The 12429-nt window shown below is 73.7% G+C and carries 8 protein-coding genes and 1 pseudogene; 6 read left to right on the top strand and 3 right to left on the bottom strand.

From position 1 onward, the window contains the following. Positions 1–15: 15 nt before the first annotated feature. Together ABZ567_RS01400 and ABZ567_RS01395 are read left to right on the top strand one after the other, a co-directional pair. Entirely contained in the window at positions 16–804 is a 789-nt protein-coding gene (locus ABZ567_RS01400; protein ID WP_360783151.1) for a methyltransferase, read from the top strand. A gap of 273 nt (positions 805–1077) precedes the next feature. Next, complete coding sequence (locus tag ABZ567_RS01395) at positions 1078–1482, top strand: DUF3040 domain-containing protein (protein WP_360783149.1); 405 nt, start codon at positions 1078–1080, stop codon at positions 1480–1482. 280 nt (positions 1483–1762) lie between these two features. Here ABZ567_RS01395 and ABZ567_RS01390 read toward each other — a convergent pair whose 3' ends face one another. From ABZ567_RS01390 to ABZ567_RS01380, 3 genes are read right to left on the bottom strand one after another with little or no spacing between them, the layout of a single operon-like run. Beyond that, positions 1763–4177: a DUF3488 and transglutaminase-like domain-containing protein gene (locus ABZ567_RS01390; RefSeq protein WP_360783146.1), complete on the bottom strand. Its 2415-nt coding sequence runs from the start codon at positions 4175–4177 to the stop codon at positions 1763–1765. Then, on the bottom strand, positions 4174–5529 hold the full coding sequence (locus ABZ567_RS01385; protein ID WP_360783143.1) for a DUF58 domain-containing protein: 1356 nt from the start codon (positions 5527–5529) through the stop codon (positions 4174–4176). Before ABZ567_RS01385 ends, ABZ567_RS01390 begins: the two co-directional genes overlap by 4 nt. Next, the gene (locus ABZ567_RS01380) at positions 5529–6545 is read right to left on the bottom strand and encodes a MoxR family ATPase (RefSeq protein ID WP_360783140.1); all 1017 of its coding nucleotides are present in this window, start codon (positions 6543–6545) and stop codon (positions 5529–5531) included. The genes ABZ567_RS01385 and ABZ567_RS01380 overlap by 1 nt, the downstream gene beginning before the upstream one ends. Before the next feature lie 428 nt (positions 6546–6973). Here ABZ567_RS01380 and rsmH point away from each other — a divergent pair, with 428 nt between their 5' ends. The 4 genes and pseudogenes from rsmH to ABZ567_RS01360 all read left to right on the top strand — a co-directional run bounded on the left by rsmH (position 6974) and on the right by ABZ567_RS01360 (position 12428). After that, positions 6974–7930, top strand: a complete 957-nt coding sequence (rsmH, locus tag ABZ567_RS01375) for a 16S rRNA (cytosine(1402)-N(4))-methyltransferase RsmH (RefSeq protein WP_360783137.1) — start codon at positions 6974–6976, stop codon at positions 7928–7930. A 50-nt stretch (positions 7931–7980) separates the two neighbouring features. Beyond that, positions 7981–8334 (top strand): annotated as a pseudogene (locus ABZ567_RS01370) (hypothetical protein); the annotation flags it as partial. A 400-nt stretch (positions 8335–8734) separates the two neighbouring features. Continuing rightward, positions 8735–10720 carry a penicillin-binding protein 2 gene (locus ABZ567_RS01365; protein WP_360783136.1) on the top strand — a complete coding sequence of 662 codons (1986 nt, stop codon included), beginning with the start codon at positions 8735–8737 and terminating at the stop codon, positions 10718–10720. Positions 10721–10838: 118 nt separating this feature from the next. Then, positions 10839–12428 carry a UDP-N-acetylmuramoyl-L-alanyl-D-glutamate--2,6-diaminopimelate ligase gene (locus ABZ567_RS01360; RefSeq protein WP_360783133.1) on the top strand — a complete coding sequence of 530 codons (1590 nt, stop codon included), beginning with the start codon at positions 10839–10841 and terminating at the stop codon, positions 12426–12428. Position 12429 lies beyond the last annotated feature (1 nt).

Below are 12429 nucleotides of genomic sequence, written 5' to 3'. Positions count from 1 at the left end.
GAGGAGTCAACAGCCGTGCCGGACCCTTCCCCCGCCTTCGGCCGAGAGGCGTCGTCGCGCCCGTCGCGCGCCTCCCTGCGTACCGCCGTCGTCTGGGACGTCCTCAAGGAGGCCCTCGACCGCCGGGTCGAGGCCGCCGGCAAGGACAGCCTCGACGTCCTCGACACGGGCGGCGGCTCCGGGAACTTCGCGGTACCGGTCGCGCGTCTCGGCCACCGGGTCACCGTCGTCGACCCCAGCCCCAACGCGCTCTTCGCGCTGGAGCGCCGAGCCGCCGAGGCCGGGGTCGCCGACCTGGTGACCGGCGTCCAGGGCGACATCAGCGGCCTCTTCGACGTGGTCGGGCGTGAGAGCTACGACACCGTGCTCTGCCACGGGGTCCTGGAGTACGTCGACGACCCCGCCGAGGGCGTACGGAACGCGGTCGCGGCCCTCCGGCCCGGCGGCAGCCTCAGCCTGCTCGCCGCCGGGGTCGGCGGCGCGGTCCTCGCCCGCGCCCTCGCCGGACACTTCACCGAGGCGCGGCACGCGCTCGACGACCCGGCGGGCCGCTGGGGCGCCGGCGACCCCGTGCCCAGGCGCTTCACCGCCGAGCAGCTCACCGACCTCGCCGACGGGGCCGGCCTCGTCGTCGGCGCCGTGCACGGCGTCCGGGTCTTCGCCGACCTCGTCCCGGGCGTCCTCGTGGACACCGAGCCGGGGGCGGCGGAGGCCCTGCTGAAGCTGGAGGCGGCCGCCGCCGAGCTGCCCTCCTTCCACGCGATCGCCACCCAACTGCACGTGCTGGGCGAGAAGCGGGCCTGAGCAGGACGGCCACCCGTTCGGCGCTGCGGGCGACGGCACTCCATGGAGTACGCCACAGCCTGCCCGGTAACGGCGTCCGCCCCGTATGATCGGGGGACAGCATCCGGCATGACAGGCGAGGGGCTGGGGAATCAACGCCTCAGCAACCGAATCCGCATGGCGGCCCGGCTTGGCTATTCGGCACTGAGGGCGGGTTTCACGGGGGCGATTCCCTGCCTATCCTGAAAGGGCCGCAAACCGGTCGCCCCCGCGACCGACGACTAGGAGGACTCCGTGCCGCTCTCGGAGCACGAGCAGCGAATGCTCGAGCAGATGGAGCGAGCGCTGTACGCCGAAGATCCCAAGTTCGCGACAGCGCTCGAGGGAAGCGGACTGCGTACGTACACCCGGCGACGGGTCTACCAGGCAGTCGCCGGCTTCCTGGTGGGTATCGCGCTCCTCATGGCCGGCATGGTCGCACAGCAGATCTGGATCAGCGTGGTGGGATTCCTCGTCATGCTGGGCTGCGCGGTCCTGGCGGTCACCGGATGGCGCAAGGCGCCGAAGCCGGGGGAGCAGCAGGCCAAGGGTGGTGTGACGGCCGGTGGCCATCAGACCCGGCAGCGACGCTCCATGATGAACCGGATCGAAGAGCGGTGGCAGCGCCGCCGCGACGAGCAGCAGGGCGGCGGCCACTGACGGCCCCCTGAGCGGCGGCCCCGCACCCTCCCGCACGACCCGAGCCCCGTGCCCGGCGCGCACCACGCGCCCCCACGGGGCTCAGCCATGCCCGCGCCCGGGCCAGCCCCGTCGTGGGCATGCGGTCCGGTGGGCGGACACTCACCCGCCACCCCCCGTGTGGGGTGTCCCGTCTCCCAGGCGGGGGCCGTCCGTCCCCCCACACGAGAAGGCGTCCCATCCCCCCACGGCGGGCCTCCGTCCCCCATACGGGCGGGCGCCCCGGTCCCGCCCCCCTCCCTCAGCCCGGCTTCGGGCGGGTGCGGCGGAGGTGGGACAGGGCGGTGTGGCGGCGGAGTGCCCAGTTCGTCGACCACTCCGACCAGCGGGCCGCGGCCGCCCAGCGGAGCCGCGCCGCCGACCGCGGCGCCAGGCTCGCGCGGAGCCTAGTGCGCCGGTCCGCGGAGGCGTGGAGGCCCGCACGCACCCGCGCGGCCTCCTCCGCCAGGCCCGCCGCCGGGCGCGGGTGAGGGGCGTACAGCACCTGCTCCACCGCCCCCGCCACCCGGTGCACCGCGTCCGCCGCCTCGTCCCGCAGCTCACCGAGCCGGACGATCCGCGCCGCCGTGTTCCGCGGGGACAGCGACTCGTCGGGCTCGACCCCGTAGTCCCAGGCGGTGTCGTTGATCTCCCGCCAGACCACGAGCGTCCTCGCCGCCGTCTCCTCGGGACCCCGTACCCCTTCCGAACCGATCCGGCGGGCCCGGAGCCGGGTCCGCCAGAGCAGGGGAAGGAAGGGAAGGCAGAGCACGACCAGGGCCGCGAGCGTCAGCAGGACCACCGTCAGGTGATCGGAACCGGAGCCGTCCGAGGACGCACCGCCCACCGCCGCGTCCGGACCGCAGTCGCCGAGCCGCCGCATCTGCGGGGTGCAGCTCTCCGAGGCGCTCGGCGCGGCGGACGGCTGCGCCGAGGCGCTCTGCTGGGGCTGCGCGGGACCGGTGGCCGTACCGGAGGGCGTGCGCTCGCGGGTGTACTCGGGGGTGGAGCCCCGCGAGGGGGTCGGCTCGAACCGGGTCCAGCCGGCGCCCTCGAAGTACAGCTCCGGCCAGGCGTGGGCGTCCCGGATGCCGACCGAGACCGAACCGTCGGTCTGCGTCGTGCCCGGCATGAAGCCCACGGCGACCCGGGCCGGGATGCCGAGCGAGCGGGCCATCGCCGCCATGGAGAAGGAGAAGTGGACGCAGAAGCCCTCCTTGTCCTTCAGGAACCGGGAGATCGCCTGCACCCCGGTGCCGGACTCCACCTCGACGTCGTAGCGGAAGCCGCCGTCCCTGGCGAACCAGTTCTGGAGCTTCACCGCCTGCTCGTAGTCGTCGCTCGCGCCCTGGGTGACCCGCAGCGCGGTCGCCCTCACGTCGGCCGGGAGCGAGGCCGGGACCTTGGTGTACTCGCGGAGCAGCTTCTCCGGGGCGGGCCCGGCCGCGGCCAGCTGGTCCGGCGTCGGCCGTACGTCCAGGCTGGAGACCTGGTAGCGGGCGCCCCGGGTGGTCTGCTTGTCGTCGCCGACGAGCATCCGGCCGGCCGGCTCGTACCGCCAGCGTCCTTCGATGTCGACGCGGCCGGCCGGGTACGGCATCGGCAGCCACTTCTGCTCGTAACCCTCGGAGGCGACGAAGTTGCTGGTCACCTCGGTGATCTGGACGTCCTGGGAGAGCCCCTGCGGCCACGGCAGCTGCTCGGGGACGTCCTCGATCGGACGGACCGAGGACTTCCACGACGTGCCGTCGAACTGGTCGAGCGCGACGAGCCGCAGATACATGCCGGAGGTGTCGCGGGCGTTGGTCCGGTACCGCAGGACCTCCCGGTCCTCCTGCTGGCGCAGATTGTCCTGGAGGGAGACCAGCGGGTTCACCGCCGCGATGGTGCCGCCCTTGCCCACACCCCCCGTGCCCTCGCCGTCACCCCGGCCGAAGAGACCGCCGGAGAAGCCGGGCAGCGCGAGCGGGACCACCAGGGCGACACCCATGGCCACCGCGCCGATCCGGCGGCCCGTGCGGGCCGGGGCGAAGGTGGGGCCGCCGCCCCCGACGGTGGAACCGGGCCGGCCGGAACGCTGGGAGCCGCCGAAGACCCGCCCCCACTGGGAGAGCCGGTCGCGGCCCTCCGCGAGGAGCAGCAGCAGATAGCCGGAGGCCGCGAGGAGGAACCAGAGCCGGCCCGCGCCACCGCCGGAGAGCCCGGCCGCCACCGAGTACAGGGCGAGCAGCGGAAGACCCGCCGGGGCCGCCCTGCGGAAGGTGACCGACAGGGTGTCCACGAGGAGACCGATCGTGACCACCCCGCCGACCAGCATGAGCCGGATTCCCTCGGTGTCCGGCGCGGGGATCGCGAACCGGCCCACGTCGTCGGCGCCCGCCCGGAACAGGTCGGCGGCGTGCGCCCAGACCTGCGGGCCGGGGAGGAACCAGAGGACCGCCTGCTCCCGGGCGAAGATCACGGTCAGCGCGAGCAGCGCGACGGCGATCTGGGCGAGCAGGGTCAGCGGCCGGGCGAGCGGTGCCCGCCTGGCCAGCGTGCCCGCTCCACTCACCAGGGCGAGGACGAAGGCCGCCGTGAAGATCCAGGTCGCCGGCTTCACCAGGGGCAGCAGTGCTCCGGCCCCCATCAGAGTGGCGGCCCAGGCCGCCAGCGTCAGCCGTGCGCGCCCGCTCATGACCATCCTCCGTAGGTGTCGGCGGAGGCGGACTCCGCGCGGACTCCGGCCGCCTGCTGCCACAGGTCGGCGAGCCGCGCCCCGGGCGGTACGGCCAGCGCCGTCCAGCCGGCCTCGCGCAGCTGCCGTACGCGGTCCTCGACGGCTCCGGTGACCGAGCCGCCGGTCAGCCACGTCCCGGAGTCCAGGACGAAGGCGACGGCCGCGCCGGCGCGGCCGCGCATCCGGGCGGTGAGGGCCGCCTGTTCCCGGTCGAGGTCGCCGACGAAGGCGATGAGCAGTCCTTCGTCGCCGCCCCGCAGGACGTCGGACGCCCGGGACAGGCCACCGCCCTCGGAATGGTCGACGACCGCGAGGGTGTCCATGAGGAGACCGGCGGACTCGGCCGAGTCCTGTGCCGAGGCGGCGAAGCCGTCGGTGCCCTCGCCGGGCACCGCGCTGCCGGTGTCGGTGACCAGCCGGACCGCGTAACCGCGCTCCAGCATGTGGACGAGCGAGGACGCGGCCCCCGAGACCGCCCACTCGAAGGCGGAGTCCGGGCCAGAGCCCTGGTAGGCGACCCGGCGGGTGTCGAGGAGCACGGTGCAGCGGGCCCGCTGCGGCTGCTCCTCGCGGCGCACCATCAGCTCGCCGTAGCGGGCGGTGGAGCGCCAGTGCACCCGGCGCAGGTCGTCACCGTGCCGGTAGGCGCGCGGGATGATGTCGTCGTCGCCGGCGAGGGCGAGCGAGCGCTGCCGTCCGTCGCCGTAGCCCGAGGTCTCGCCGACGAGCTTCACCGACGGCAGGCTCTCGGTCCTCGGCACGACGGTGAGGGTGTCGTACGCGCTGAAGGAACGGGTCAGTTCGCACATCCCGAACGGGTCGTTGAGCCGCAGCTGGAGCGGGCCGAGCGGGAAGCGGCCGCGCAGGTCGGAGCGGACCCGGTAGGACACCTCGCGCCGCCCGCCCGCCTCGACCCGGTCGAGGACGAAGCGGGGGCGGGGCCCCAGCATGTACGGCACGTGGTCCTGGAGCATGAGCAGCCCGGTGGGCAGCTTGGAGACGTTCTCCATCCGCAGCTGGACCCGGGCCTCGGTGCCCGCCTCCACCCGCTGGGGGGTGAGCCGGCGGGAGGCCGCGACCCGGTAGCGGGTGCGGTGCAGCACGAGGACGCAGATCAGCGGCAGCGTGGCGAGCAGCAGCCCGACGCGCAACAGGTCGGCCTGGCCGAGGACGTACGCGCAGCCCGCGGCGGCCACCCCGGCCGCGAGGAAGGAGCGGCCACGGGTGGTGAGACCGCCGAAGGCGGTCCGCAGACCGCCCCGGTCGTCCTCGCCGTCCCGCTGTCCGTCCGGCACGGCGGCGCCTCCCATCACAGCCGCCGGGCGCCGGGCTGCTGGCCGTAGAGCGGTCCGGCGGGCGGGGCCGCGGCCGGGACGGGGGTGCGCTGCAGGATGTCCTGGACGACCTGCTCGGCGGTACGGCGGTTCAGCTGGGCCTGTGCCGTCGGCAGCAGCCGGTGGGCGAGCACGGGCGCGGCGAGGGCCTGGAGGTCGTCGGGCAGCACGTACTCACGTCCGCTGAGCGCGGCGGAGGCCTTGGCGGCCCGCAGCAGGTGGAGCGTGGCCCGCGGAGAGGCGCCGAGCCGCAGGTCGGTGTGGGTGCGGGTGGCGGAGACGATGTCGACCGCGTACCGGCGTACGGCGTCGGCGACGTGGACCGCGCGCACCGCCTCGATCAGCTTCAGGATGTCGTGGGCGTGGGCGACCGGCTGGAGGTCGTCGAGCGGGGAGACCGAGCCGTGCACGTCGAGCATCTGGAGCTCGGCCTCGGGGCTCGGGTAGCCGATGGAGACCCGGGCCATGAAGCGGTCGCGCTGGGCCTCGGGCAGCGGGTAGGTGCCCTCCATCTCGACCGGGTTCTGCGTGGCGACCACCATGAACGGGCTGGGCAGCTCGTAGGTCTGGCCGTCGACGGTGACCTGGCGCTCCTCCATGGACTCCAGGAGCGCGGACTGGGTCTTGGGCGAGGCGCGGTTGATCTCGTCGCCGATCACGATCTGCGCGAAGATCGCGCCCGGCTTGAACTCGAAGTCCCGGCGCTGCTGGTCGAAGATCGACACGCCGGTGACGTCCGAGGGCAGCAGGTCGGGGGTGAACTGGATGCGGCGCACCGAGCAGTCGATGGACCGGGCCAGGGTCTTGGCGAGCATGGTCTTGCCGACGCCGGGCACATCCTCGATGAGGAGGTGCCCTTCGGCGAGCAGCACGGTCAGCGAAAGCCGTACGACCTCGGGCTTGCCCTCGATCACACTCTCCACCGATCTGCGGACACGCTCCACAGTGGTGGTCAGATCAGCGAGGCTCGCTCGATCGTCATAGGTCGTCACCCGGCCCTCCTCGGCCTTCCGGAACACGGACACCTGCCCCCGGTGGAAACGTCGGGGGGTGTCACCTGAGCATTCTTGTTCGCGTGGCCGGGTCGTGTCACTCGCCTGTGGACAAGTGCGAGGGATATGCCGGGCTATGGGTGTTTACGCCGGGTGGGTCGCCGGGCCGATCGTGCGCGGAGGGCCTGTCGTCACGTCCAGGACGGAGCCCCCGACGGGCCGGCCGTCCGGAATGTCCGGCCGGGTCCCGGCGCCGTGCGACGCGCCAGCCGGTTGATTGACCGGCGGGTCCCGTGGACTAAAGTGACGCGGAGTTCACGGAGACAACGAGCGATTCCCGCGGTTTCTCCCCCCGTGTGTGCGGCGGTACCTACGGCTCGGCCTCCTTCCGCTCGCCCGTACCTCCGCGCCGGATCTGAGAGGGCGCATTGAGCAACGACCGACACGTCCCGGTCATGCTCCAGCGGTGCCTGGACATGTTGGCCCCCGCCCTGGAACGCCCCGGCGCGGTCGTCGTCGACTGCACCCTGGGCCTCGGCGGTCACAGCGAGGCACTCTTGAAGCGGTTCCCCGAGGCGCGGCTCGTCGCCCTCGACCGGGACAAGGAGGCCCTGCGGCTCTCCGGTGAACGGCTCGCCCCGTACGGGGAGCGCGCCACCCTCGTCCACGCCGTGTACGACGAGCTGCCCGAGGTCCTCGACCGGCTCGGCATCCCGACGGTCGACGGCATCCTCTTCGACCTGGGCGTCTCCTCCATGCAGCTGGACGAGGCCGACCGCGGCTTCGCCTACGCCCAGGACGCCCCGCTCGACATGCGGATGGACCAGACGACCGGGATCAGCGCGGCCGAGGTCCTCAACACCTACCCGCCCGGCGAACTGGTCCGGATCCTCCGCGCGTACGGCGAGGAGAAGCAGGCCAAGCGGATCGTCTCCGCGGTCGTGCGCGAGCGCGACAAGGAGCCGTTCAGCAACAGCGCCCGGCTCGTCGAGCTCATCCGCGCCTCCCTGCCGCAGGCCGCCAAGCGGACCGGCGGCAACCCGGCCAAGCGCACCTTCCAGGCCCTGCGCATCGAGGTCAACGGCGAGCTGACCGTCCTGGAGCGGGCGATCCCGGCGGCCGTGAAGGCCCTCGGCGTCGGCGGCCGGATCGCCGTCCTCTCGTACCACTCGCTGGAGGACCGGCTGGTCAAGCAGGTCTTCGCGGCCGGCGCCGCGACCACCGCCCCGCCCGGCCTGCCGGTCGTCCCGGAGAAGTACCAGCCCCGTCTGAAGCTGCTCACCCGGGGCGCCGAGCTGCCCACCGAGGAGGAGGTCGCCGAGAACCGGCGCGCCGCCCCCGCCCGTCTCCGGGGCGCCGAGCGGATCCGGGAAGACGTCCTGTGAGTACGGCGAAGGGGCCGCTCAAGGGGCGGGCCGCGCGGCTCGGACGGCTCATGCCGTCGGGACCGAGCTCGGCCGCCCGCACCCCCTTCGTCCTGCTCGTCGTGGTGCTGCTCGGCGGTGGTCTGATCAGCCTGCTCCTGCTGAACTCCGCCCTCAACCAGGGCTCCTTCAAGCTCAACGAGCTCAAGGACAGGACCACCGAGCTCACCGACGAGGAGCAGGCGCTCCAGCGGGACGTCGACGCCTACGTGGCGCCCGACGCGCTGGAGCAGCGGGCCCGCCGGCTCGGCATGGTCCCGGGCGGCAGCCCCGCCTTCCTCGGCCCGGACGGCAAGGTGCTCGGCGAGCCCTCGGTGGCGGTGGCGCCGCCGAAGCCGAGCCCCACGCCGAGCGCGTCGGCCACGGGCACCGCTACCGCGACGGACACGGGTACCGCCACGGACACGGGCACCACCACGGGACCCGACACGCCCGGCGCCGCCGCGGCCACCGCGAACGCCACGCGGACCGGGGCCACGCGGACCGGGGCCACGCAGACCGAGGGCACGCAGACCGGGGCCACGCAGACCGGCACCGGTCCCACCGGTCCCACCCCTGACACCCCGCAGACCGGCACCGGCCCCACCACCGGCACCGTCCAGCCCAACGCCCCCCAGTCCGGCCACCGGCCCGCCACCGAGGTCTCCACGACCGACACCGCAGCCGACGGCACGACCGGCCGGACCGTGCCCGCGCCGGCGCTCGCGGACACCGCACCCGGCCCCGCAGAAACCGCCCCGACGACCTCCGGCAGGTGACCGAGCAGTGCCCTCGAAGGAGCCCCCGCGCCGCCGCGTCCCCGGCCCCGCCCGGCCCGCGCGCCCCCGGCCCGCCTCCGCGGGAGCCCGCCCGCCCCGCCCCGCCCCGCGCCGCCCGGCCACGAAGCGGACCGCGCCCCGGCCCCCGGCCCGGCCGCCCCGCACCATCCGGCTCGGCAGCCCGCGGCCCCGGCTGCGGCTGATCTCCCTCGGCCTGACCCTCGTCATGCTGGCCTTCGTGGTGCGGCTGCTCCAGGTCCAGGCCGTCGACGCCAGCGCGTATGCCGCCAAGGCCGACAAGTACCGCTTCCAGGAGTACACGCTCTCCGCCGAGCGGGGCGAGATCACCGACCGCAACGGCATCGCGCTCGCCGCCAGCGTCGACGCGTACGACATCACGGCCGACCCCAAGCTCTTCACGCCCGAGGAGTCCAAGGTCCCCGACGCGCCCGAGCAGGCCGCCGCGCTCCTCGCCCCCCTCCTCGGCAAGGAGCCCGCGGAGCTGGCGAAGAAGCTCCGTACCCCCAAGTCCCGCTACACCCTGCTGGCCCGCAAGCAGACCCCGCAGGTCTGGAACCAGATCAAGGACCTCAGGAAGGTCTACGGGCAGAAGGCCCAGGTCTCCGCCGGCGGCAACGGGATCAACCTCCTCGGCGGCATCCTCAGCGAGCCCAGCACCAAGCGCGTGTACCCGAACGGCGAGCTCGCCGCCGGGATACTGGGCTACGTCAACGCCGAGGGCCGGGGCGCCGGCGGCGTGGAGTCCATGCTCGACCCGGAGCTCGCCGGCAAGGACGGCAAGATCCGCTTCACCCAGTCCGGCGGCCGCCAGGTGCCGACAGCCGGCTCCCAGGGCTCCCCCGCCGTCCCCGGTTCCGACATCGAGCTGACGATCGACCGGGACATCCAGTGGGCCGCCCAGCAGGCCATCACCGAGCAGGTGAGCAGGTCCAGGGCCGACCGGGGCTACGTCATCGTGCAGAACGCCAGGACCGGCGAGGTCCTCGCCATGGCCAACGCCCCCGGCTTCGACCCCAACGACCTCTCCGCCGCGAACTCCGCCGCCATGGGCAACGCCGCCCTCCAGGACGCCTACGAGCCCGGCTCCACCAGCAAGGTCATGTCCATGGCCGCGGTCCTGGAGGAGGGCAAAGCGGCCCCCGGCACCCATGTCACCGTCCCCAACCGGCTCCACCGCGGCGACCGGCTCTTCAAGGACGACATCGACCACCCGACCTGGTACCTGACCCTCAACGGCGTCCTCGCCAAGTCCAGCAACATCGGCACGATCCTCGCCACCGGCCGCCTCGGCGACACCCAGGCCGAGTCCAACCGGATCCTCGACTCGTACCTGCGCAAGTTCGGCATGGGCAGCCCCACCGGCCTGGACTACCCCGGCGAGACCTCCGGCATCCTCGCCAAGCCCCAGAACTGGTCCACCTCGCAGCAGTACACGATCCCCTTCGGCCAGGGCCTCTCCGTCAACGCCATGCAGGCCGCCTCCGTCTACTCGACCATCGCCAACGGAGGCGTACGCGTCGAACCGACCCTGGTCCGCGGCACCAAGGGCCCCGACGGCCGCTTCACCCCCGCGCCCAAGCCCAAGGAGAACCGGGTCGTCAGCGAGAAGACCGCCAAGACCCTCGCCCAGATGCTCGAGTCCGTCGTCGACGACCGGGAGGGCACCGGCACCAGGGCCGCGATCCCCGGCTACCGCGTCGCCGGCAAGACCGGTACCGCCAACCGCGTCGACCCCGAACTCGGCCGCTACAAGGGCTACACCGCGTCCTTCGCCGGCTTCGCCCCGGCGGACGACCCGCAGATCACCGTCTACTGCGCCATCCAGAACCCCACCAAGGGAAGCTACTTCGGCGGCCAGATCTGCGGACCCATCTACAAGAAGGTCATGGAGTTCGCCCTCAAGACCCTCCACGTCGCACCCACGGGCAGCGAACCCGCCCGACTGCCGGTCACCTTCGAACCCACCCCGTGACACTCCGGGAGCACCAGTGACAACGATCACCCCCCATTCCGGGAACCGGAAATCGAACTCCGGCGAGGCCCCGGGCCGTTTTGGCCCCCCACAGGGTGCGCCCGGTACGCTCACCGCCGTGCCACACGCTGATCAGTACCGAACCGCCCCGCCCCGGCCGCAGCAGGCCCGCCCGACACCCCTGGGCGACCTGGCCGCGCAGCTGGGGGTCGACGCCCCCCAGGCCGCCGAGATCTCGGGCATCACCCACGACTCGCGGGCCGTGCGCCCCGGCGACGTGTACGCGGCCCTGCCGGGCGCACGCGTCCACGGCGCCGACTTCGTCGCCCAGGCCGCAGGACTCGGCGCCGCCGCGATCCTCACCGACCCGGCGGGCGCCGAGCGCGCCGCCGCGACCGGCCTGCCGGTCCTGGTCGTCGAGAACCCGCGCGGCCGGATGGGCGAACTCGCCGCCGAGATCTACGGGCGGCCCGGCGCCGACCTCCTCCAGATCGGCATCACCGGCACCTCGGGCAAGACCACCACCGCCTACCTCGTCGAGGGCGGCCTGCGCGGCTCCGGACACCACACCGGACTCGTCGGCACCGTCGAGATGCGGATCGGCGACGAGCGCATCAAGTCGGAGCGGACCACCCCCGAGGCCACCGACCTCCAGGCGCTCTTCGCCGTCATGCGCGAGCGGGACGTCGACGCGGTCGCCATGGAGGTCTCCAGCCACGCCCTGGTGCTCGGCCGGGTCGACGGCTGTGTCTTCGACGTCGCCGTCTTCAACAACCTCAGCCCGGAGCACATGGAGTTCCACTCCGACATGGACGACTACTACCGGGCGAAGGCCGGGCTCTTCACGCCCGAGCGCAGCCGCCTCGGTGTGGTCAACCTCGACGACGCCTACGGCCGCAGGCTCGTGACGGACGCGACCGTCCCGGTCGTCACCTTCTCCGCCGAGGGCCGCGCCGACGCCGACTGGCGCGCCGAGGACCTCGTCCTCGGCTCGCACGACTCGACGTTCACCGTCGTCGGACCCGAGGGCGTACGGATCCCGGCCACCGCGCCGCTGCCCGGCCCGTTCAACGTCGCCAACTCCCTCGCCGCGATCGTCACCCTCGCCGTCGCGGGCGTCGACCCCAAGAGCGCCGCCGAGGGCGTCGCGGCCGTCCCCGGCGTACCGGGCCGCCTGGAGCGGGTCGACGCGGGCCAGCCGTACCTCGCGGTCGTCGACTACGCCCACAAGACGGACGCCGTCGAATCGGTCCTGCGCTCCCTGCGCGAGGTCACCGAGGGCAGGCTCCACGTCGTCATCGGCTGCGGCGGCGACCGGGACACCACCAAGCGCGGCCCGATGGGCGCCGCCACGGCCCGGCTCGCCGACACCGCGGTCCTGACCTCCGACAACCCCCGCTCCGAGGACCCGCTCGTGATCCTCACCGCCATGCTCGCGGGCGCTGCGGACGTGCCGGCGGGGGAGCGCGGCGACGTCCTGGTCGAACCCGACCGGGCCGCCGCCATCGCGGCCGCCATCTCCCGCGCGCGCCCCGGCGACACCGTCCTGGTCGCCGGCAAGGGCCACGAACAGGGCCAGGAGATCGCCGGAGTGGTCCGCCCCTTCGACGACCGCGAGGTCCTGCGCGCGGCGATCCTCGAACAGAACGCCCCGGCCGCCCCCTCCGGCGGCCGGGCCGAAGCCAGCCACCAGAACAGTCAGGGATGAA

This window comes from Streptomyces sp. NPDC016459, from assembly GCF_040632845.1.
Classification (GTDB): domain Bacteria; phylum Actinomycetota; class Actinomycetes; order Streptomycetales; family Streptomycetaceae; genus Streptomyces.
The sequence above is the reverse complement of the archived record's forward strand: the minus strand, read 5'-3'. Positions and strand labels throughout refer to the sequence as shown.